This window comes from Actinomadura rugatobispora, assembly GCF_055379765.1.
In genome coordinates this window covers 5,652,067-5,672,986 of record NZ_AP029191.1, presented here as the reverse complement: position 1 = coordinate 5,672,986, position 20,920 = coordinate 5,652,067, and the positions used below count along the sequence as shown (strand labels likewise).

Below are 20,920 nucleotides of genomic sequence, written 5' to 3'. Positions count from 1 at the left end.
AGATGTGTACTTCGATCAACTGGTTGCCGAACGCCGCCAGGCGTCCGTGGGGTGTCGCCAAGGTCGTCCCAGATGTTCCACGCCTCCATGCCCTCGGCGGTCTCCTTGCCGGGTGCACCGCGACGCTGCCAGAACACCCACCACCCCAAAAGATCAGTCAACCGCCCCGAGACCAGCATGGCCTTGGGCCAGCCAACGGTTCAGCCCGGCGGCGACCTCCTCCGGATCTCTGACCCGGAGAGCGATCCCGCGATACGGCTCGCCGCGCCGAGGGATCCAGGGAGGGCCGGTGAGCTGCCTGTCCGCCCCGAGCCTCCAGATCCAGTTGCCCCACCGCAGACGCCTTCCCGGCAGGACGATGTCCTCGCGAAAGAGCACGCTGAGGTTGAGGCGTTCGCGGAACGGGCTGAGGTCGGCGCCGCCGGATTCCGGGCGCTCACGCGCCCTCGGGATCGGGTGCACTCCGGCGATGTCCGCCCGCCGGATCCGCGCGACCTTCCAGAGCAGCACACTGTCCCAGATCAGGAAGTCGTCCTCGGACAGCCAGACGCGCGGCCGCACGAAAGCCATCCTCAGGATCTGCACCGCCACGAGGGCCAGGAGGGGAGCCACGGAGATCAGCATCCACAGGCCGGCCACCACCTCCTCGGGGTGGGGGTCGAACGCGAGTATCTCCAGCGCGATCTGAGGCGACGCCCACGTGAGCAGAGCCACAAGCGGCACGGCGGCGAGCCACAGGAGGGTCTTGGTCCGCGACCGGGCCATGGGCACCATCGTCGGCGATCCCGGTCGCGCCAGCGGGCCCCAGCGATCCCGGGTGACGAGACGGGCGACCGCGGCACGTCCCGACCGCGCGAGATCGATGAAGCGCGGTAACCGGGACCATGGAGTTTGCCGTATCACGATGGGCAGGAGCACGGCCCCCGGTACGCCGAGCAGCAAGGTGAGCATCGAGGCCCCGACCAGGGTTCCGTTGTCCGCGGAGCCGCCCACCGCGTACACGAAGTCGCGGGAATCGACGTCCAGCGCTGCGACCTGTGTGCCGCGCTCGATAGAGCCGTCGTCGACCCCCCGGAGCTCGACGCCTTGCAGCTCGACGATGCCGCTCCGGTCGGCGATGAAGGATCCGTACCACGAACATTGCGAACCCCGCGAGCAATGCAGGTAGGCGGCGATGAAAACGCCTTCGCGCCCCTCACCGTCGTTGAAACGTGCGGTCGCCTTGGAGTCGCGGACAGCCGCCCCGAGGCCGATGGCCGCCCATATCAGCATCGAGATGACCGCGAACCAGTACAGAGCCAGCGGACGGCCATGGCCTTTGGGGGCAACCATAAACAGACCCTCGCACGACAAGCCGATCACGTGAAGCGGGAAAGCGACGACGTCAGCCCTTGATTCTGGCCCAGACGACCTTGCCGCCGCCCTCGACGGGACGCACGCCCCAGGCGGCCGTGACGTCCGCGACCGTCGGCAGGCCCCGTCCGCCCGTGGCCGCGTGGTTCTCCGGCAGGACGTCGGGGAGCCGATCTCCCGCGTCGTAGACCTCGATCAGCGGACGTCCGTCGGCCCCGATCGAGAGCCGGAGGATGATCGCGCCCGCACCGTGCAGGTGGGCGTTGGTGATCAGTTCCGAGACCACCAGGCGCGCCAGGTAATGGTCGTGAATGCCCCATTCCGTGAAGATCCTGGCAGTGAATCCGCGTGCCTGGGACGGCGCCCGGTCGGTGGATTCGAGGATGAGCACGGGCGCATTCCGATCTTGGATCTCGGGCCCGGTCGCGACGTTGCGAATGTCGATCATGGTGAATGTCCCCTGAGGCGTGCCTCGTTCCAGTGATATGGCTGACATTTAAGTGACGAGAGTCTTACACTCCGTAGTAAGTGGAGGTAGTGGTGACAAACCTCGGGCGATCATCACGCCCGGTTTGCTGGCCACTTTCGAGCAGTTGGGAGATGATGAACCCGTGGCCCCTCGACAGAAGCGCGCCAATGTGTCACCGGCCCTTCGTGCCTTCGGACGGCGGTTCAAGCGGTTCCGCGAAGCGGCCGGCCTCTCTCAGGAACGCCTGGGCGTAAGGGCCAATCCAGGGAAGGGGGTCACCGGCCAGTACATCTCACAGGTCGAGGCGGGCAAGACCCGCTGCACGCGGGAGTTCGCCGAAACCATGGACCACGAACTCAACGCCAAGGGCGAGCTCATCGAACTCTGGGACGACCTCGTCACCGACGCCGCCTTCCCCATCTGGTTCGACTGGCCCCCCGTCGAGAACGAGGCCGTCCACCTGGACTCGTTCCAGGCGATGGTCATTGACGGACTACTACAGACCCCGGCCTACGCCTCGGCGCTTCTGTCTGGCGACAAGGAAGCGGCGGAAGCGCGGATCAAGCGTCAGAGCATCCTCACGCGAGAGCAGCCAGCGCCCCCCTCACTGGCGGTGCTTCTCGACGAGAACGTCCTCCATCGGGATATCGGCGGACCAGAGGTCATGCGTGACCAGCTCGAATACCTGGTCAGCCGCATCGGCCCCTTCCTCACAGTGCAGGTCGTCCCCGCCACCGGACATCTCGGTACAGCCGGAGCATTCAAAATCGCTACGCTGGAGGATCGTACGGAGGTGGCGTACGTGGAGACGTCCGCTCGCGGGCTCACCATGAGCGAACCCGAGGATCTCGCAGCCATGTCGAGAACACTCCTGCAACTTCGCTCGCTGGCACTGCCTCTGAACCAGTCGATCGATCTAATTCGTAGGACCGCGGAGGAAAAATGGAGCTGACACAGTACCGGTGGCGTAAGTCCAGCTACAGCGCCGCAAATGGCGGCGACTGCATCGAGGTCGCCGACCTCCCCACCGCCATCGGAGTCCGCGACAGCAAGGACCCCGATGGCCCTCAACTCCACATCCCCCACGACGCCTTCAAGCAGCTCACCAAGGCCATCAAGAACCTCTAGACAGAGGGGAAGCTGATGCGAATCGCATGGCGCAAGTCCAGCTACAGCGGCGGCAACGGCGGCGACTGCATCGAGGTCGCCGATCTCCCCACCACCATTGCCATCCGCGACAGCAAAGACCCCCACGGCCCCCACATCCACATCCCCCACGACGCTTTCCGGCGGTTCGCCGAGGCCATCAAGAGTCTCTGAGGCGAGGCGCGAGCGCCCCGTTCCGCGTTGAGTGCGGAGCGGGGCGTTGTCATGTCGGCGGGTTCTGGCGGTCCACCGGGCTTGCACTCAACTCAGGTTGAGTGCAAGCCGCCCAGTCGACGGCGCAGCGCCGCAACAATCCCACTTACGCCAGGGCCGACGGCCTATCGGGGTGGGTCCTGCCGGGGTGGGCGTTCCTGCCGGAGTTGGACGTTGAGGCGTTGTGCCTCGGCGAGCTGGTCTTCCAGGATGATGATGCGGCAGGCCGCCTCCAGCGCGGTGCCCTGGTCGATCAGGTCGCGGGCGCGCTGGGCCAGGCGCAGCTGGTAGCGCGAGTAGCGGCGGTGCCCGCCGGTGGAGCGTTGCGGGACGATCAGCTTGTTGGCGTCCAGGCTGCGCAGGAACGCCGGAGTGACCCCGAGCATGTCGGCGGCGCGGCCCATGCTGTAGGCCGGGTAGTCCTCATCGTCGAACTTGTCGTCGAGAGTGTCGTCTGAGTCGCCCTGCGGGGCGGGGTGGTCGCCGGCCATCTCCGGCTGGGGTGCTTTCACGAAACCTTCCGTACTGCCTGGGAACCGTGGGCGAGGTAAGCAACGAGGGCCCCGACGCCGAACCGCGGCGCCGGGGCCCAGAGGTACAACACCATCTATCCGGCCCTGAGGCCGGGCTTCTTCCGCGTCAGCCGCCCGAACGAGGGGCGGGGATGCGGGGATCGCGGTTGCGTGACCGTAGACCACCATCCCATCTGTGGAGCTGCGGTACCCGCGCGACGTGACTGGAGCCGCTTGCGGGCGATCCTGATGGCGCCGAACCCTCCCTTCCTCGACTTCACTTCGTGCTACTGCGTGTTCTTCTTGCTGCCGCGGCCCGGTGGCCGCGGGGCGGACCGGCTGCCAGAGCCCCTTGCCTTGCGTTGGCCCCGGCACGCCCGGTCCGCTCATCCATCGCTTCGGGCAGTTCGTCCTCTACCCGTATCTCATGGACTTGTTCGTCGTCGATGACAGGAACACTACCCAATCCCGGACGGAAAATCTACTCCGGTCACTGCAGAGTTTCGTAGATCACAAGACACGGATCTCTCCGTCGGACCACGCCCCGATCGCCTGCTCCGGGGATCAGGTCCTGGTCGGGCCAGCACCCGACCCGGTGGCCTCTGCGGGACCGCACGCAGCACCGCGACCTTCTCACCGAGGATCATGAGGCCGCGCAGGGCTTCGGGAGAATAAAATGCGGTCGGGCTTTGTCGGGACGGGCGCCGTGGAGGTGGCAGGCTGACCGATCTGCACCGGATCGACCTTCCCGGCCTGGTCGGCGACGAGCCGCTGGGGTTCCTCGCCACCATCGGCCTGACGACGCAGCTGATGGAGACCTGCTATCTGAGCTGGGACCCGGACGACAGGCACGCGATCCTGCACTGCCACCGGCCCGCGAGTGTCGCCGACCTGGTCGCGATACTGGTGGAGCGGCTGCGGGGTATCGGTGAGGGGCAGGCGCTGCCGCACACCCGCGGGTTCCCGATACCAGGCGGCGCGGGGCGCCGGACCCGCTGCGGGTCACGCCCGCCGGCTACCGGAAACTGTCCCGCGGCATGGGCGGATCCTGGCTGGCCGCAACGATCACCGACCAGGACACCGACGCGGCCGGCCACTGCCTGGTGAACCCGCTCATCGCCGTCCGAGGCCGGCAGACCATCGGGAGCTTCTGGTACTACCCGATGCTGGAGGTGCGGCGGGATCCCGAGCGGCGCTCACCGAAGCGCTGACCGGCTGGCGACGCGTCGAGGGCTCGGAGGGATGGCTGCTCGACCACCGCGCGTCCTACTCCACCGACCCCGGGCTGCGCGGGCCCGGTGGGAGCATGGCCGTTCCCGGTGCCACCTGGCTGGCCACGCTGGCCGTGCAGAACTTCGGCTATCCGCAGTACGGCAGCCCTGATCTGCCCCACGGCCTGCCCTCCGGCTGGTTCCGTGTCGACGGCGTGGAGGTCTTCGCCTGGCCGCTGTGGACGCTTCCCAAGGGCGACATGACCTCCGTGTGGAACGTCGGCTGGAACAACGGCGGCTGGAAGTTCGCACGGGCGTCCGGCGGCGGGCTGAAGGCCACCATCAGCCAAACGCACGGCGTCCCCGCCCCCAACTCGATCGACCACATCGTCGATCTCGACATATTCGCCATGTGCGCCGCCGCGCGCCCCCGTGGAGGCGGCCCGCTGACCCCCGTCCCCGTCATGGTGGAGCGCGTCCCCTCGGACTATTCGGAGTACTCGCCTTGGAAAGGCTGGGACTGGGACGTCCCCCACGTGGGCGAGTACCCGGGCAAGTACGGCTGGGGGTGATCCTGCGGCCTGCTGTCGGCCTGACGGCCCCGCCTCACTTCAGGTGCCGGCCTCCACCGCTCGGCGCGGGCCTCCTCGGCGGCGGCGGAACGGGGCCGGTCACCGCACCCGGGGAGCTCGATGGTGGCCGCGGCGTAGCCCTCCGCCGGGGTGGCCGAGCAGGATCAGCGGGGCCGGCGCGGACGCGAATCCGGGCGTCCACAGGATGCCGGGGATATCGCCGAGGGTGAATTCGCGCTCGAGGACACCGTCGTCGAGGCGCTGTTCGGAAGTGAATCGCAGGACGGACTCGCCGGTCAGCGGTCAGGTGGTGGACGGGTCGTCCGGTTCGGGCTCGCGGCGGTCACCCCGGGTGGTGAGTGCGTGCTCGCCGGAGACGTAGATGCTGATCAGGCCGAGGAGCACCGCGAACGCCGCGACGAGGATGCTCCAGTCGGCGATCGTGGCTCCCAGGTCGCTCAGCGCGGCGCCCGCGGAGCCGCCGACGGCGAGCGCGGCAAGGAAGACCACGGCCAGGACGGCCGCGAGCAGGGTGGCCACGAACGCCAGCGCTCCGTAGCAGATGGTGAGGGTCTTCTTCACGGTCGCTCCTGATCAGAGTCCGGCGACCGGGAGTAGCCCGGCCAGCAGGATCATGGACATCAGCAGATGGGCGCCGATCCAGATCAGCGCGACCTTGGCGGTCTTGCCGAACTCCGAGCCGGCGATGCCCATCGTGACGAACAGGCCCAGGGCCAGGGGCGGGGTCATGCCCTCCAGCGCCCCGGTCAGTGCGGGCAGCATCAGTGCGGGCAGCAGGGGGTCGGCGCCCGCGGCGGCGAAGGCGGTCACCATGGACCCGCCGAGGATCGCCACCTGCGCGGTGCCCGGCAGGACCATGCCCAGGACGCCGAAGGCCAGCGGGAGGACCACCACCAGCAGGGTCAGATCGAGGTCGAGGCCGGTGAACCAGCGCTCGATCTCCGCCTCCGCGTCCAGGCCGGCGAACGCCTCGGAGATGCTGTAGGCGAAGAAGACCGTGGCGGCGACCGGCACGACCTTGCGCAGCGAGCCGCGGAAGATCTCCAGCACCGGGCCGGGGCGCAGCCGTCCGCCCGGCAGGGACGCGCGGCCGATGAGCAGGGCGTAGGCCGCGGCGATGCCAGGGGTGAACATCAGGACGGCGGAGGAGAAGTTCTCCGCCCCGTCGGCGCCGAGCCTGGCGGCCAGCTGGTCCTCGGCCAGAAAGTCCACGACCAGCGGGATGAAGATCAGCACCGGCAGGATCAGGGCGGGCCAGCCTTCCCGCCAGGCGTCGGCGAACCGGGGCCGTTCCTCGACCGGGACCGGGGCGACCCGGGTGACCCGGCAGATCACGAACAGCACCACGAGCTTCTGGAGGAGGAACCACAGGCCGATGGTGGCGGCGCCCAGCGTCCAACCGCTCATGCTGATCTCGCCCGGGTACAGCCGGTCGAAGACGCCGTAGGAGAGGAAGATGATGCCGGCCGGGGGGATGATGTTGCCGAGCATGCTGGCCGACATCTCGATGGAGGCGGCCATGTGCGGCTTGAATCCGGCGCGCTTCATCATGGGGATCGTGAAGGCGCCCACGGCCGCGGCGTTGCCGGGGCCGCTGCCCGACAGGGAGGCCATGAACGCGCTGGCCAGCGTGGCGACATAGCCGGAGCCGCCGCGGAAGCGCCCGATCGCGGCGAGCATGATCTTCACGATCCGGCCCACGACGTCGGTGGCGTCGAAGACCACGGCCACGACCAGGAACGTGAAGATGACGTAGAACAGGCTGTCCTGCGCCGGGTGGACCAGGTACTCCCAGAGCCGTCCCCACTGGCCGGAGAGCGCCACGAGAAGCACCAGCCCGAGGGCCATGTTCTCGTACATCGGCCGCTTGAAGACGAGGAACATGACGCCGATGAAGGCGATCAGGGCGATCAGCAGCATCAGCGCATCGGGCAACCCGAACAACGCGCCTCCCACGGAACATCGAAGGTACCAGTGGTAATACTGGTTATGTCCTAATGACGGGGGGACCGTAGCACGGCACTGGGCAGCAACAAAAGACCCTTCTTGTCGACCGCAATCGTCTTCCTGTGTACCTACGGACCGCGGGTGCTCGGGATCGATGGCATCCTTGGATCGCGCAGGTCATGGTGTGGTACGAACCTCGGCCGACCGGCACGACCGGCCGAGCGGGCAAGGGAGCGGCGGTTGGACAGGGGCAGCGGGCGTCCGCTGTACGCGCAGCTGGTGGCGGATTTCCGGGAGAAGATCCGGACGGGGGAATGGCCGCCCGGCGGGCAGCTCCCCTCCGAGCGGGAGCTGTGCACCCTGTTCGCGGTCAGCCGGATCACGGTCCGCCGGGCCATCGAGATCGGCGAGCGGGAAGGGCTGCTGCACCGCGTCCACGGCGTGGGAACCTTCGCCGCCCGCGCGCCGATGGAGCAGGCGCTGGACCGCCTGCACAGCTTCGAGCAGACGCTGGCCCAGCGCGGCCTGGTGGCGTCCACCTCGGTGCACGCCGCGACCGTCACCGTCAGCGACCTCGCGCAGTCGAGCGTGCTGCGCCTGGACCCCGCCGCGCCGGTGACCAACCTGCAGCTGATCGGCCGCGGCGACGACGAGCCCATCGTGTTCTACGACAGCTACTTCCCGCCGGACGTCGGCGAGGAGATGACCGCGGCGGCCAGGCGGGCCCACGAGGCGGGCACGCCGTTCTCCACGCTGGACCTCTACCGCGACCAGGCCGGCACCAGGCCCGACCGGCTGGAGCAGGCGTTCGAGGCGATCGTGGCCGACCGGCGCCTGGCCGGACTGCTGTCGATTCCCGAAGGATGGCCGATCCTCCAGGTCACCTCGGTCATCTCCAGCGCCGGTCGGCCGGTCGAGTACCGGATCGCCTGCTACCGGGGTGACCGGTACCGGTTCGCCGTCGACCGGAGCCTGCCCGCCTTCTCCTGACCGTCCCGCACCGCCCCCGCCCTGAGCTGGGCGTACTCCCGCACGTTGACACCGGAGCGGACGTGATGCCACGCTGGCTCTGGTGGTTATAACCACTAGAGATGAGGTATTACATGCTGTCGGAACTCCGCATCGTCAGCCCCAACGGGCACCTCGGCTTCGCGCCGACCAAGGAGGAAAGCTTCCGCATCGCGGCCGCGACCCGGCCCGACTACTACTGCTGCGACTCCGGCAGCGACGACATCGGCCCCGCGGCGCTCGGCTCCGACCGCTCGGTGAGCATGTACGAGTGGCAGAAGCACGACCTGGAGTTGATGCTGCTGGCGGCGCGCGAGCAGGGCGTCCCCATGCTCGTCGGCTCGGCGGGCGACTGCGGGACCGACAGCCGCGTCGACATGTTCGTGCAGATCATCAGGGACCTCGCCGCCGAACACCGGCTTCCGCCGTTCAAGCTGGCCTACTTCTACTCCGAGGTGGGCACCGGCGACCTGCGTTCCCGGATGGACCGCGGCGTGGTCTTCGAGGGCCTGGACGGGCGCTCCGACCTGACCGCCGAAGATCTGGAAGGCACCACCCGGGCGGTGGCCGTCGCCGGGGTCCACCCGTTCCTGGAGGCACTGCGGGGTGGCGCGGACGTCATCATCGGCGGGCGGTCCAGCGACTGCGCGGTGTTCGCCGCGCCGGCGATCCACGAGGGCTTCCCGCCCGAGCACGCCTACTACCTCGGCAAGGTCCTGGAGTGCGCCTCGTTCTGCGCCGAGCCGTACGGCGCCAAGGAGAGCGTGATCGGCACCATCACCCACGAGGACGTCAAGGTGACCGCGATGGCGCCGCACCAGCGCTGCACGGTCGCCAGCGTGGCCGGGCACGCGATGTACGAGCGCTCCAACCCCCACGACGAGTACTTCGCCGGGGGCAGGCTCGACATGTCGGACTGCCGCTACGAGCAGTACGACGAGAGGACCACCCGAATCACCGGCCAGCGGTACGTCCCGGTCGACGGCGACGTCAAGGTCAAGATCGAGGGTTCGGCCTGGATGGGCGAGAAGTTCATCGGCGTCGCCGGAATCCGCGACCCCTACACGATCTCCAACATCGACACGGTGCTGGACCTGGTGCGCGGCGAGGTCGCCGCGCAGTTCGGCGGGATCGACTACCGCCTCAACTTCCGGGTGTACGGGAAGAACGGCGTCATGGGCGACCTGGAACCGGTCACCGAGATCACGTCCCACGAGCTGTGCGTGCTGGTCGAGGGGATCGCCCCGACCAGGGAACTGGCCGAGAGCGTCACCCTGATGGGCACCCGGCAGATCTTCTACGCCCGGCTGCCCGAGGTGAAGGGCACCGCGGGCACCGCGGCCTTCGTGGTCGACGAGGTACTGCCCGCCAGCCCCGCCTACGCCTGGTCCATCAACCACACGGTGCCGGTGGGCGACCCGATGGAACTGTTCACACTGAAGATCGTGGACGTCGACGGGACGGCGCGGTGACCGGCCCACTCGAGAGCGCAGGAGCGAGCATGCCCACCCGGACCCTGGCCGAGCTGGCCAAGACCATCCGCAGCAAGAACGCCGGGACCGACCGGATCACCTTCGACGTGATCTTCCCGTCCCGCGATGTGTACGAGCACGTCAAGCGCAGCGGAGCGGTGACCCGGGAGACCGTGGCGGCGCTGTTCAGGGTGCCGGACGAGCGCATCGTCGACTTCGTCACCTTCGACCCCGCGTACGCGATCAAGTTCACGCTGGCGCGCTCGGCCCCCAGCGGCAGCCCTGGCGAGGGCGACATCTTCGGCTGCCAGCAGTACCCGCCCCTCCTGGACATCGTCGTCCCGGCGCCCTGATACTCCAGTGGCAAGTCGCGATCTTCAGCGTTCTCGGGTCTGTTGTCGCGGGTAGCGGCGTATGCGGGCGCGGGCTTGGTGGCGTCGGCGCCACCGCGACCAGGACCGGCGACGGCGCCGGTCCGGGCGCGTGGCAGCGGCAGCGGTATCGCGGCCGGGATGTTCCTCAGCCCTGGGCCCGCTGGGAGAACCAGGCCGTGGCGGTCTTGGTGTTGAGGAGTGCGAGTTCGACGCCCGCGATGATGCCGACGGCGAGGGTGACCACGATCCAGGCGATGCCCGCGACGATCCAGGTGACCGTGACGGGCACGCTGAGCGCGACCGCGGCGACCACACTCCCCGGGCGCTTCACGGCGGAGCGGTCCCCCTGGGGAGTCAGGTGCATCTCTGTTCTCCTTGAAATATCAACTACTGGGCCGAGCGTAGCATCCCCGCGGCTTCGGGGGGATCATGTCGCGCGGAGGACCTCGTCCAGGAAACGGGCCGTGTCGTAGGGACTGGTCGCGGCCATGCACAGAGTGTTCATGGCGCGCAGATAGGCGTCGACGTCGGGCTGCTTGTCCAGGTAGAGGGCGCTGGTCAGGTATTCCATGAACACCACGTCCGACATGCTGGGCTCGGCGAACCGCAGGATGGTGAACGGGCGGCCCGCCGCGGCGTTGTCGACGGCCCCGAACGGCACGACCTGCAGGGTGACGTTGGGCCGGCCCGCCATGTCGATCAGGTGCCGGATCTGCCCGCGCATCACCTCGCGGCCGCCCAGCGGGCGGCGCAGCACCGCCTCGTCCAGCACCGCCCACAGCATCTGGCCGGACGAGTCGTTGAAGCGTTCCTGCCGGGTCATCTTCAACCCCACCCGGCGCCCGACCTCCTCCTCGGGGGCGTCCGGGTAGCCGAGCCGGACGACGGCGGCGGCGTACTCCTCGGTCTGCATGAGCCCGGGGACGAACTGCACCTCGTAGGTGCGCATCAGCGCGGCGGCGCCCTCCAGGCCCACGTAGGTCTCGAACCAGTCGGGCAGTACGTCGCCGTAGCGGTGCCACCAGCCGGGCGAGTTGGCCTCCCGCGCCAGTCGCAGCAGCAGGTCGCGCTCTTCGGTGTCCTCGACGCCGTAGAAGGTCAGCAGGTCGGCGACGTCCCGCTCCTTGAAGCCGACCCGGCCCAGCTCCATCCGGCTGATCTTGGAGTGCGAGCCGCGGATCTCGTATCCGGCGTCCTCGGTGGAGATCCCGCGCGCCTCGCGTAACCGGCGCAGCTGCGCGCCGAGCAGGATGCGCAGGACGGTGGGTCCGCCCTCCGTCGGAAACCCGATACGCGACTCGGCCACCGCGACGGCCCGCGTCCCGGCCGGGGCCAGGCGCACGGGCGTCAGAGCCTCGTCATCGGACGGGTGACGCATACGGGAAAGCTCGTCACCGTGCCGCATCGGGCTCCTCCTCCCCCGGTCGCCACCGCCCTCGGTCGGCGCCGGGCCCTCGAACGTTATCGCCCCCGCCTCACCCGGCGGCACCCCACCGCGTGATCGGCCCCTCCTTGCGGTCCCCCCACCAGGCCGGACGTGCAGGAAATCGACGCTCAATCGCCGGGCTCCGCATCCCTTTCGGGGGCCGTGGCGCCCACCGGGACCCTGGCCCGGCGGAGGGCGACCGGCCCCGCGTCCCGGAAGGCGAAGACGGGCCCGTCGGCCCCGCGGCCGTCGCCGTTGCGGCGCGCCGTCCACGCGTACCGCGAGGGGACCGCGGGAGGCCGCGGCTCCTCGGTGCGCTTCCTCCGGCCGGGGAACCACCAGTTGGCGTGGCCGAGCAGGCTCATCAGGGCCGGGACGAGGACCAGCCGGACGATCGTGGCGTCCACCGCCACCGCGACCGACAGGCCGAGCGACATCATCTTCACCGTCGGGTCGGGCTGGGGCATGAAGCTCAGGAACACGAAGATCATGATCAGCGCGGCGGAGGTGATGAGCCGCGCGGTGGCGGCGATGCCGGTGACCACGCTGCCGTGCGGATCGCCGCTGCGGTCGTACTCCTCCCGGATCCGCGACAGCAGGAACACCTCGTAGTCCATGGACAGGCCGAAGATCAGCGCGAACATGAACAGCGGGACGAACGACATGATCGGCGTGGCCTGGTCCACCCCGAGCAGCTGGATGCCCCAGCCCCACTGGAACACGGCCGTCACCACGCCGAACGAGGCGCCGATCGACAGCAGGTTCATCAGCGCCGCCTTGATCGGCACCAGGATCGACCGGAAGGCGATGACCAGGAGCACCAGCGCCACGCTGACGACCGCGACCACCACGGTCAGCATGCGGCCGCCGACCATGTCGGCCATGTCGATGATCGCCGGGTTCTCGCCGCCGAGGTAGACGGCCGCGCCCGGATAGGCCGCCTTGGCCGCCGGGAGCTCCACGCCCCGCAGGCGGTGCACCAGGTCGCCGGTCGCCTTGTCGTGCGGCGCCCCGGACGGGATGACCTGCACGGTCGCGGTCGTCCCGGTGATGACGGGCTCGGCGACGAACGCCACGCCCGGCACCTCCGACACCCGGCGCTTGAGGTCCTGGGCGAGCAGGACGGCCCGCCGGTCGGGTTTCTTGGTGAGGTCGGGCGCGCCCTTGACCTGCGGGGTCGTCCCCCCGGGCGGGGCGCTCGGGCTCGGGGTGGGCGAGGCGGGCCCGGTGATGCCGGACAGTCCGGTCAGCCCGGGGTCGGCGGGCTCCTCCTTCCTCTTCTCGTCCTTCTCCTTGGGCAGGGTCGGCGGCTTGACGCGCTCCGCCTGCCCCGGGACCTTGGCGACGACCACGAACGGGCTGTAGTGCCCGGCGCCGAACTCCTTCGCCACGACGTCGTAGGCCTGCCGGGCCGCCATCTGCGGCGAGGAGGTGCTGTCGGCCATCACCCCGAACCTCATGCTGAGGGTCGGGATCGCCATCACCAGCAGGAGCAGGGTGGCGACGATCGCGTACGGCCAGGCCCGCCGGTCCACATGCCGGCCCCAGCGCTCCCACCGCTGCGAGGAGCGGTCCGGACGCACCCGGGGCAGCCGGTAGCGGTCGATGCGGGTGCCGATGGCGGCCAGGACCGCGGGCAGCAGCGTCAGCGCGGCCAGCACCATGAGGCCGACCGCGACCGCCGACGCCAGCCCGATCCGGCCGATGAACGTGATGCCGGACAGGAAGAGCCCGCAGATGGCGAAGACGACCGTCCCGCCCGCGAACACCACCGCGTGCCCCGCGTGCGCCATCGCGCGGCCCACCGCGGTCTCCACGTCGTCGCCCGCGGCGAGCTGCTGGCGGTAGCGGGTGACGATGAACAGCGCGTAGTCGATCCCGGCGCCGATCCCGAGCATCGCGGCGACCATCGGCGAGATCGGATGCACCTCGAACAGCCCGGCGGCGAGATGGATCACCGAGTAGGCGACCACCATCCCGCACAGCGAGATCAGGATCGGCACGCCCGCCGCCAGGTAGGAGCCGAAGGCCAGCAGCAGGACGACCATCGCCAGCATGATGCCGGCGCCCTCCTGCGGGCCGCCCTTGGGCTGGTTGAGGAGCATCGCGGTGATGCCGCCGAACTTGACGTCCAGCCCCGCCATCCGGGCCGGCTCCACCGCCTCGTCCAGCGCGTCGAGGTCGGCGTGGCTGACATCGCCCATGTCGCCGGTGAAGTTCACCCGGATCGCCACCGCGTCGTGGCTCTTCATCCCGCCCATGCCCGTGACGTACGGGTTCTCGGCGAAGGCGACGCGATCGAGCTTGGTGATGTTCTCGATGGACTCGCCGACGACGAGCGCCACCCGCCAGTCCCCGGGGCTCGACTCCGGGGTGGAGTGGAAGACGACCGTGGCGGTGGGGCCGGAGATCGCGGGGAAGTCCGCGCGCATGGTGTCGATCGCGCGCTGGGTCTCGGTGCCCGGCAGGGTGCTCTGCTGGACGAAGATCCCGCCCTGGACGACCCCCAGGACGCCCGTGCCGGCGATCAGCACGGCCCAGATCCCGAACACGGCCCAGCGCCTGCGCGCGCAGAGACGTCCCAGCCTGTCGAGGAATCGCGCCATGACCGCAGAAAAACACGGCCGGTGAATGATTGCAACCGTTGCAAAAATGCAGTCATGGTAAAGTGAGTGACATGCGTCACGTGGACGAACCGGAACTCGCCCGAGGGGCCGGCTCCGGCCTGCGCGAGCGCAAGAAGCGGCGCACCCGCGAGGCCCTCGGCTCCGCGGCGCTGAGGCTGTTCGCCGAGCGCGGCTACGAGGAGACCACCATCGCCGACATCGCCGCGGCGGCCGACGTCTCCCCCCGCACCTTCTTCAGCTACTTCCCCAGCAAGGAGGACGTGGTCTTCGCCGAGGTCGACGACCGCCTCGAGGAGGTCGCCGACCGGCTGGCCCGCCGCCCGCTCGGCGAGCCGCCGCTGGAGGCCCTCCGCACCGCCATCGTCGAGGTGATCGAGGCGCTGGTGTCCGGGGTCGGCGAGTACGGCCCCGTCCAGGTCCGGCTGGCGCTGGAGCGTCCCGCCGTGCGCGCCCGCGCGCTGCAGCGGCTGATGGACGTCCAGGAGGTGATGGAGGCGCTGCTGCGCGAGCTGTGCCCCGGCATCGGCGAGATCGACGCGGTGGCCGCCTCGGGGGTCGCGGTCGGCGGGATGCAGGCGGTCATCATGCACTGCCGCCGGCACGGCTACGACCCGCTGTCGATGCGCGCCGCGCTCGACCGGGGGCTGGCCGTCGTCGAGAACGGGCTGCGCTCCGTCGACGTCCTGACCGTTCCTAGAGACTGAGCATGAGTTGCACGTGCTCAGTCGAACGCCCCGAACGGTCTTGGGCGTTCTGGTCGACCGCGTTCCGGTCGCGTCCAGCGCCATCGGATCGTGTCCGTGGTCTGGGTACGCGTGGGCGGTTTCCCTCGTTCTCCCGGTCACCGGGTCGGGCCTGGGCGGTCCGATGCCCCGCACCATCGCTCTGGTGGTGCGGGGGCGGTGCCGTCCGTCGCCTGATCCGGTGACCCAGGGAACGTCGTCCGATCGCCACCGCTGCGGCGTCGTGCCGTGTCGCGGGGCGCTGCTTGGTGGTCAGCGGCTTCTGCCAGTGCTCGGCGCCCCACATCGAGGTGTACGCCGGGTCGACGGCGATCACGCCGATACCGGCCTGGGCGCACATCGACAGCAGGCGTGCGCGCAGGCGGCCGGTGGGGATGCCCGAGATGAGCTGCCGGAACCGCTTGCGGCGGCCGTGCTTCTCGCGGGTCTTGGAGCCGGTGAAGTCGAGGTCTTCGATCGCGATGGCCCGCACGCCGGTCGCCTCGGCCCAGTGCAGGAGACGGGTGAGGGCGTGACGGAGTTGAGCGTCACGGTGGTCGGCGGTGCCGGTCAGGTCGTAGTCGAAGCGGCGCGGGGCGCCCATCGGGTTGCCGTGCGAGTCCAGCAGCCGTGCGGCCAGGTGGTCGGCGTTGGTGTCCACGCCGATCACTCCACCGGCCCGCAGGGCGTCCAGCGGGATCACGGGGAGGTCTTTGCGGGTCCAGGACGCATCCAGGTACCAGCGCCCGCGCTGCGGGTCGAGGTGGATGCGGTAGGCGACGGCCCGGTTCGCCTCGATGCGGTCGCGCCACTCGGCGCCCCGGTGCCGAAAGGACACCTTCGAGGCCAGGACGTACCGGCCGTGCCGGGCGTTGGCCAGGTAGGCCAGCGGCGCGGGCAGTCTGATGCTGACCTCGCCATCGGGGGTGACGCGGATGGTCTCGTTGCCGAACCTCTTGCCCGATTCCCCGTCGGCGGTCAGGAACCAGCGCGCCGCCTCCCACCGGGCCCGCCACGCCTGCTCGCTCAAGCCCGCCTCGGTCAGGTGGTGACGGGTACGGGCCAGGCGCCTGCCGCCCCGCACCACGCGCACCGCCCCCGACTCCCAGTCGGCCCGGGCCCGTGCCAGCCGGTCGCGCAGGATGAGCAGGCGGCGGGACTTGGCGAACCACTCGCGCCTCGACCGGTACCCGCCCGGCGCCCGCTTGGCCCCCCTGGCCCCCAGAGGAAGGGACAACCGGTGCTCAAGGGTGGCGATCCCCGCCTCCAAGCCCCGCAGGTGCGCGAGTTGGCAGCGCCGGGCCAGGGCGTACTGGTCGTGGGTGGACTTGGTGATCGCGCCCGCCCAGCGGGAGGAGGCATCGGCCGTGAGCGCCTGCTTGCGCACCGCCCACGCCGCCGGGGACCGGTCCGCATTGGCGGCGCCGTAATGGCGCAGATCGCGGGACGCCAGTGAGCCCAGGTGCGCCCCGACCGCACGCAGGACCTCCTCGTCCCGGCCCGACAGGCGCAACCGGTCACGGATCGCCACCCCGGCCGCCTCGGTGACGACGAAGGATGCGGCGATCGGCCGGAACGGCGCCCGCCGCGCACCCGGGGTGGCCGTGAGTGTCACTCACGACACGGTACGTCACAACATTCGAACGCGCAGTCGAATCACCTCGCCGCGTTCTGTCCAAGCCGACCGAGGCCGCCGAGAAGGCACCGCAACGCACTCATCAGCAGTTGCACACACTTACGCACACTCAGGAACCAGCAGTTGAGAACCCTCCCGGTGGAGAGCCGGGGTGAAACGGGGAGCGGCGCAAAGAGTGCTTCATGAACGACTCGATCTCCGCACCGCGCTCCGGAAGGGCCGGTCGCGTCGGGCCGGAGGCCGCAACGCGCCGCCCGCCTGACGCGGTGGAGAACGCGCCGCCGTCCCGGCGCCCGTTCGGGCCGTAAGCGATGATCTAGCCACGACCGCAGACCGCTTGGTGGAAATGCGACAAATGCCCGTGTTCGACTGGATAGAGAAGAAAGCGGGACGCGGACGCGCCCGCGACATCACACGGGAGGCATTTCTGCGATGACGACGACCCTGGGAGAATACGTCCAGCTCGAACAGGAGCAACTCGCACCCGCCACGGTAGGGCGCGTCGAGGCCGCACCCGCGCAGTTCATCGGCTTCGCCGATTTCACCGCGCAGGGGAAATTCATCAAGCCCCTGACGACACCCCCGGGCATCGTGGGCCCCGGGTCTCAGGTCATGGTGTCGATCACCGAGATCGACGGCTCGAACACCCCCTTCATGGGCAACGCGTTCATGCAGGTCTTCAACATCGTGCCGCAGAGCAACCTGATCAGGGTGGCGTGCCAGCTCTTCTGGGGCGACCCGCTCCGGGTCCGGCTCAACGTGGTGATCTTCTGATCACCGGGCCGGTCCCGCCGCTCTCCTAGGGCGGGTCCGGCGCCCGATGGGCATCTGGTGGCGACTTCCCATTGGATGCCCATCGATATATGCAGACAGGAAGAGGAAGGTCCATGGCCGGCACGCCGGAACGGCGCGGCCGGCTCAGTCGGAGATCTTGATGCGGAGGCGGCGGAAGCCCCGGCCCTTGTTCTCGACCTTGGCGACCGTGATGCGGCCGATCTGCTTGGTGGAGGCGACGTGCGTGCCGCCGTCGGCCTGGGTGTCCAGCCCGACGATGTCGACGATCCGCACCTCCCGCACCTCCGGCGGCACCAGGTTGGTCGCGGTGCGGATGATGTCGGGGATCTCGAACGCCTCGGCGCGCGGCAGCGACGTCACCTCGATCCGCCGGTCCGCCTCGACCTCCAGGTTGCAGGCGTCCTCCACGGCCTGCTTGAAGCCCGGCGGCACCTCGCGGAGATCGAAGTCCATCCGCGCGGACATCTCCTCCATGTTCCCACCGGTGACCAGGCAGCCGTAGTCGCGGAAGACGACCCCGCACAGCAGGTGAAGACCGGAATGGGTGCGCATGAGCGCGGTGCGCCGATCGTCCTCCACGGCGCAGCGGACGCCCGTTCCGGCCGGCGGGACCGGGTCGCCCTCGACCGGGATGAGTTCCAGATCGTCGCTTTTGCGTACTCCTGCGATGCGGGTTTGGACACCCTGCCACAACAGAACGCCATGGTCCGGTGGCTGACCGCCGCCGCCGGGATAAAATGCGGACCTGTCGAGGATGATCCTTTCGGGCCCCGCCTCCAGGACGACCGCGTCCCAGTCGCGCAGCGACTGGTCGTCCAGCTCAAGCCGGGCTGTTCGCCCGTGTGAATGAGTGCCCGTCGTCATACTCGTCACCCTAAGGGCCGCGCGGGGGCGCGCTCCCGATCTTGTCCGTTCCGACCGCGGATTCTACGGAGGGCTTGCAGCGTGCCCCGACTGGTCTGGGCCGCCGTTGCGGCGGTGCTGGTGTTGAGTGCGTGCCTGGCCGCCGCCCGGCTGGGCGGCCCGGAGGGCACCGGCCGCGCCGGCGGCCCGGGCACGGGCGCCGCGAAACCGGCCGAACGCCGCGCGCCCGTGGTGTTCTTCCTGGGCGACAGCTACACCGTCGGCATCCGCGGGATCAAGCCGGAGGGCGCCTACGCCGCCGAGACCGCCCGCCTCCTCGGCTGGCAGGTGGTGGTGGCCGGGCTGGCCCGCACCGGCTTCGCCGGCAGCGGCGGCACCGGCAAGACCTTCACCTCGCTGTTCAACGAACAGCTGTCCTGGCGGCCCACCCCCGACATGGTGGTGCTCTCCGGCGGCCACAACGACGTCCGCCAGCCGCCCGCCAAGGTCGCGCAGAAGGCGCGGCTGCTGATGGAGACGGTGCGCAAGCGCTGGCCCCGCACCCAGCTGGTGCTGATGGGCCCGCTGTGGGGCGGCGACCCGGGCCCCAAGGCGCTGAAGGTGCGGGACGTCCTCCGCGAGGCCGCGGCCGAAATGACGGTGCCGTTCGTCGACCCGCTGGCGGGACGGTGGATCACCGGGAACGTGCGCAAGGGCACCGGCAACGCCGACCGCCTGATCCGCTCCGACGGCACCCACCCCAACCCGGCGGGCAACCTGCACATCGCCCGGAGGCTCGTGGCCGACCTGCGGTCGATGCGCCTGGACAGGCCCGTGCTCGGACGGACCAGGGTCACCTACACGCCGCCGTCGCCGGCCGTGCCGTCCCCGGGACCGACCGGCGGGCACGACCAGGCGATCCCCGGCGACGGCGACGAACCGGACGAGGTCGTGCCGCGTCCCAAGCGCGCCCGGCCCTGACGCCTCGGCGGGGCCGCGCGGCTCACCTGCTTACCGGTTCACCAGGGGCCGTACGGGCCGGAGCCGGAGTTGCCGCCCTTGCCCTTGTTCTTGTACGGCTTCACCGCCGGCTTCACGTCCGCCAGGTAGATCGCGGCCACGATGAACGCGGCGATCGGCAGGAACGACAGCAGGTGCAGGAACCTCGTCGCCCCGCCCAGGCCCACCACGGCGGCCACCACCAGCAGGATCAGCCAGAGCTTCTTGGTCTGCTTGTCGGCCGCCGGGAAGGCGCCCTCGGGCACCCGCAGGATGTCGACGAGGGCCACGACCTCGAAGACGAACGCGACGATCGCCAGGAACCAGAAGAAGTAGTCGAGCCCCTCCAACATCCGTGATCACCCGTTCTGTCGCCGTGGACCGTGTGCCCACCCTAGTCAACGACGAAGCCCGGCCGGTTGATCCCGGCCGGGCCTGTTCATCCGTTCGGGGCCGTTCGCCCCCGCGGAGCGGCTCAGCTGCCGCTCTTCTTCGCGGCGGTGCCCGTCCTCGTCCGCGACTGCGCGGGCTTGCGACGCTGCGCGGGGCGGCTCTTCGGCGCGGGCCGTTCGGTGATCTCGGCGACCTCGGCGGCCTCGCGGTGCACGACCTTCTTGCCGCGCTCGGCCAGCTCGTCGATGAACTCGGCGGTACGGGTGCCCACCTGGGTCACGTACGACACCGCGGCGCCCGGGACCTCCCTGACCTCGAGCCTGCCGACGTTGTCGCGCAGCTCGCCGCGGTAGCGGCCGACGGTCTCGCGGACCTGATCGCGGTACTTGTCGAGGTTGCCGCGGACCTCGCCCTGGTACCTGTCGACGGACTCGCGCGCCCTGCCGACCTGCTCGGGCATCTCGCGCAGTTTCTCGGCGGCCAAATCGCCGGCGCCCGCGACGGTGTAGAACGCCTTGTTGTCGCGGAACGTGCTGGCAAGCGTCATCCGACCTCGTCCTTTCCTTGTTCCTTCCGCGGCCCCTTCTTCCGGGCCCGGCGGTGCGTTCCCTCTTCTTCCGGGGCGCCCTGTCGCGCCCCCGGGGTCTCTGGCGATGCCTCGTCCTGCTCGCCGGCCTCGACCGCTTCCTCTTCGGCCTCGACCGCCTCGACGGCCTCGGCGACCTCACCGGCCTCGTTCTCCTTGAGGAAGGAGACGTAGATGTCGAGCAGCACCTGCTTCTGCCGTTCGGTCAGGATCAGGTCGGACCGCACCGCGGCCTGCACGTCGGTGTCGGCCTCGCGGTGCTCCAGGATCCCCGCCTGCACGTACAGCACCTCGGCGGAGATCCGCAGCCCCTTGGCGATCTGCTGCAGGATCTCGGCGCTCGGCTTGCGCAGGCCGCGCTCGATCTGGCTCAGGTACGGGTTGGAGATCCCCGAGACATCGGCGAGCTGGCGCAGCGAGATCTTCGCCCGCGTGCGCTGCTCCCGGATGTACTCCCCGATCGAGCCGACCTTCGAACTCGCCATGTCCTCCACCCTGCGTCATGGGTGCTTGCAATTGCAAGCACTCGGGCCGGCGCCCGGCCGTGATGATGCTCACATGCCGTGACCACATGATCGCAGAGGTGTGATCGCCG

General features: G+C 69.8%; 24 protein-coding genes. 11 read left to right on the top strand and 13 right to left on the bottom strand.

Annotated features, from left to right (window positions below; translation table 11 throughout):
• Nucleotides 1-153: 153 nt before the first annotated feature.
• Nucleotides 154-1,362 carry a hypothetical protein gene (locus ACZ466_RS25305; protein ID WP_378281552.1) on the bottom strand — a complete coding sequence of 403 codons (1,209 nt, stop codon included), beginning with the start codon at nucleotides 1,360-1,362 and terminating at the stop codon, nucleotides 154-156.
• Nucleotides 1,363-1,384: 22 nt separating this feature from the next.
• Nucleotides 1,385-1,801 carry an ATP-binding protein gene (locus tag ACZ466_RS25300; protein ID WP_378281553.1) on the bottom strand — a complete coding sequence of 139 codons (417 nt, stop codon included), beginning with the start codon at nucleotides 1,799-1,801 and terminating at the stop codon, nucleotides 1,385-1,387.
• A 124-nt stretch (nucleotides 1,802-1,925) separates the two neighbouring features.
• Between ACZ466_RS25300 and ACZ466_RS25295 the strand changes: the two genes are divergently transcribed.
• From ACZ466_RS25295 to ACZ466_RS25285, 3 genes are read left to right on the top strand one after another with little or no spacing between them, the layout of a single operon-like run.
• Complete coding sequence (locus ACZ466_RS25295; protein ID WP_378281554.1) at nucleotides 1,926-2,774, top strand: helix-turn-helix domain-containing protein; 849 nt, start codon at nucleotides 1,926-1,928, stop codon at nucleotides 2,772-2,774.
• Nucleotides 2,765-2,950 (top strand): DUF397 domain-containing protein, encoded by a 186-nt coding sequence (locus ACZ466_RS25290; RefSeq protein ID WP_378281555.1) that lies wholly within the window; start codon nucleotides 2,765-2,767, stop codon nucleotides 2,948-2,950. Before ACZ466_RS25295 ends, ACZ466_RS25290 begins: the two co-directional genes overlap by 10 nt.
• A 15-nt stretch (nucleotides 2,951-2,965) precedes the next feature.
• Nucleotides 2,966-3,142, top strand: a complete 177-nt coding sequence (locus ACZ466_RS25285; RefSeq protein WP_378281556.1) for a DUF397 domain-containing protein — start codon at nucleotides 2,966-2,968, stop codon at nucleotides 3,140-3,142.
• A gap of 164 nt (nucleotides 3,143-3,306) precedes the next feature.
• On the opposite strand, the gene ACZ466_RS25280 is transcribed toward ACZ466_RS25285, so the two are convergent.
• Nucleotides 3,307-3,672 carry a MerR family transcriptional regulator gene (locus tag ACZ466_RS25280; RefSeq protein ID WP_378281684.1) on the bottom strand — a complete coding sequence of 122 codons (366 nt, stop codon included), beginning with the start codon at nucleotides 3,670-3,672 and terminating at the stop codon, nucleotides 3,307-3,309.
• Between the two features lie 1,058 nt (nucleotides 3,673-4,730).
• Here ACZ466_RS25280 and ACZ466_RS25275 point away from each other — a divergent pair.
• Nucleotides 4,731-4,904 (top strand): hypothetical protein, encoded by a 174-nt coding sequence (locus ACZ466_RS25275; protein WP_378281557.1) that lies wholly within the window; start codon nucleotides 4,731-4,733, stop codon nucleotides 4,902-4,904.
• Nucleotides 4,905-4,999: 95 nt separating this feature from the next.
• The gene (locus ACZ466_RS25270) at nucleotides 5,000-5,476 is read left to right on the top strand and encodes a hypothetical protein (RefSeq protein ID WP_378281558.1); all 477 of its coding nucleotides are present in this window, start codon (nucleotides 5,000-5,002) and stop codon (nucleotides 5,474-5,476) included.
• Nucleotides 5,477-5,779: 303 nt separating this feature from the next.
• On the opposite strand, the gene ACZ466_RS25265 is transcribed toward ACZ466_RS25270, so the two are convergent.
• Both ACZ466_RS25265 and ACZ466_RS25260 read right to left on the bottom strand, forming a co-directional pair.
• Nucleotides 5,780-6,058 carry a hypothetical protein gene (locus tag ACZ466_RS25265; RefSeq protein WP_378281559.1) on the bottom strand — a complete coding sequence of 93 codons (279 nt, stop codon included), beginning with the start codon at nucleotides 6,056-6,058 and terminating at the stop codon, nucleotides 5,780-5,782.
• A gap of 12 nt (nucleotides 6,059-6,070) precedes the next feature.
• Nucleotides 6,071-7,453: a TRAP transporter large permease subunit gene (locus tag ACZ466_RS25260; RefSeq protein ID WP_378281560.1), complete on the bottom strand. Its 1,383-nt coding sequence runs from the start codon at nucleotides 7,451-7,453 to the stop codon at nucleotides 6,071-6,073.
• A gap of 231 nt (nucleotides 7,454-7,684) precedes the next feature.
• Here ACZ466_RS25260 and ACZ466_RS25255 point away from each other — a divergent pair, with 231 nt between their 5' ends.
• From ACZ466_RS25255 to ACZ466_RS25245, 3 genes are all read left to right on the top strand, one after another.
• Nucleotides 7,685-8,434: a GntR family transcriptional regulator gene (locus tag ACZ466_RS25255; RefSeq protein ID WP_378281561.1), complete on the top strand. Its 750-nt coding sequence runs from the start codon at nucleotides 7,685-7,687 to the stop codon at nucleotides 8,432-8,434.
• 101 nt (nucleotides 8,435-8,535) lie between these two features.
• Nucleotides 8,536-9,924: an acyclic terpene utilization AtuA family protein gene (locus tag ACZ466_RS25250; RefSeq protein WP_378281562.1), complete on the top strand. Its 1,389-nt coding sequence runs from the start codon at nucleotides 8,536-8,538 to the stop codon at nucleotides 9,922-9,924.
• A gap of 29 nt (nucleotides 9,925-9,953) precedes the next feature.
• A complete protein-coding gene (locus ACZ466_RS25245; RefSeq protein ID WP_378281563.1) occupies nucleotides 9,954-10,277 on the top strand; it encodes a DUF4387 domain-containing protein in 324 nt (107 codons plus the stop codon).
• Between the two features lie 166 nt (nucleotides 10,278-10,443).
• Here the strand turns inward: ACZ466_RS25245 and ACZ466_RS25240 are convergent, their stop codons facing one another.
• From ACZ466_RS25240 to ACZ466_RS25230, 3 genes are all read right to left on the bottom strand, one after another.
• On the bottom strand, nucleotides 10,444-10,662 hold the full coding sequence (locus ACZ466_RS25240; RefSeq protein ID WP_378281564.1) for a hypothetical protein: 219 nt from the start codon (nucleotides 10,660-10,662) through the stop codon (nucleotides 10,444-10,446).
• 63 nt (nucleotides 10,663-10,725) lie between these two features.
• Complete coding sequence (locus ACZ466_RS25235) at nucleotides 10,726-11,676, bottom strand: helix-turn-helix domain-containing protein (protein ID WP_378281565.1); 951 nt, start codon at nucleotides 11,674-11,676, stop codon at nucleotides 10,726-10,728.
• Nucleotides 11,677-11,852: 176 nt separating this feature from the next.
• Nucleotides 11,853-14,330 (bottom strand): MMPL family transporter, encoded by a 2,478-nt coding sequence (locus ACZ466_RS25230; RefSeq protein ID WP_378281566.1) that lies wholly within the window; start codon nucleotides 14,328-14,330, stop codon nucleotides 11,853-11,855.
• Between the two features lie 71 nt (nucleotides 14,331-14,401).
• Between ACZ466_RS25230 and ACZ466_RS25225 the strand changes: the two genes are divergently transcribed.
• Nucleotides 14,402-15,055 carry a TetR family transcriptional regulator gene (locus ACZ466_RS25225; protein ID WP_378281567.1) on the top strand — a complete coding sequence of 218 codons (654 nt, stop codon included), beginning with the start codon at nucleotides 14,402-14,404 and terminating at the stop codon, nucleotides 15,053-15,055.
• On the opposite strand, the gene ACZ466_RS25220 is transcribed toward ACZ466_RS25225, so the two are convergent.
• Complete coding sequence (locus ACZ466_RS25220; protein ID WP_378281568.1) at nucleotides 15,045-16,688, bottom strand: IS200/IS605 family accessory protein TnpB-related protein; 1,644 nt, start codon at nucleotides 16,686-16,688, stop codon at nucleotides 15,045-15,047. The genes ACZ466_RS25225 and ACZ466_RS25220 overlap by 11 nt on opposite strands.
• A gap of 453 nt (nucleotides 16,689-17,141) precedes the next feature.
• Here ACZ466_RS25220 and ACZ466_RS25215 point away from each other — a divergent pair, with 453 nt between their 5' ends.
• On the top strand, nucleotides 17,142-17,483 hold the full coding sequence (locus ACZ466_RS25215) for a hypothetical protein (protein ID WP_378281569.1): 342 nt from the start codon (nucleotides 17,142-17,144) through the stop codon (nucleotides 17,481-17,483).
• A 144-nt stretch (nucleotides 17,484-17,627) separates the two neighbouring features.
• Here the strand turns inward: ACZ466_RS25215 and ACZ466_RS25210 are convergent, their stop codons facing one another.
• Nucleotides 17,628-18,368: an alanyl-tRNA editing protein gene (locus tag ACZ466_RS25210; RefSeq protein ID WP_378281570.1), complete on the bottom strand. Its 741-nt coding sequence runs from the start codon at nucleotides 18,366-18,368 to the stop codon at nucleotides 17,628-17,630.
• Between the two features lie 81 nt (nucleotides 18,369-18,449).
• On the opposite strand from ACZ466_RS25210, the gene ACZ466_RS25205 reads away from it, so the two are divergent.
• Nucleotides 18,450-19,328, top strand: coding sequence for an SGNH/GDSL hydrolase family protein (locus ACZ466_RS25205; RefSeq protein WP_378281571.1), 879 nt, complete (start codon nucleotides 18,450-18,452; stop codon nucleotides 19,326-19,328).
• A gap of 38 nt (nucleotides 19,329-19,366) precedes the next feature.
• On the opposite strand, the gene ACZ466_RS25200 is transcribed toward ACZ466_RS25205, so the two are convergent.
• From ACZ466_RS25200 to ACZ466_RS25190, 3 genes are all read right to left on the bottom strand, one after another.
• Nucleotides 19,367-19,699 (bottom strand): DUF2516 family protein, encoded by a 333-nt coding sequence (locus tag ACZ466_RS25200; protein ID WP_378281572.1) that lies wholly within the window; start codon nucleotides 19,697-19,699, stop codon nucleotides 19,367-19,369.
• 122 nt (nucleotides 19,700-19,821) lie between these two features.
• Entirely contained in the window at nucleotides 19,822-20,286 is a 465-nt protein-coding gene (locus ACZ466_RS25195) for a hypothetical protein (RefSeq protein ID WP_378281573.1), read from the bottom strand.
• Nucleotides 20,283-20,810 (bottom strand): helix-turn-helix domain-containing protein, encoded by a 528-nt coding sequence (locus ACZ466_RS25190; RefSeq protein ID WP_378281574.1) that lies wholly within the window; start codon nucleotides 20,808-20,810, stop codon nucleotides 20,283-20,285. Before ACZ466_RS25190 ends, ACZ466_RS25195 begins: the two co-directional genes overlap by 4 nt.
• Between the last annotated feature and the right edge of the window lie 110 nt (nucleotides 20,811-20,920).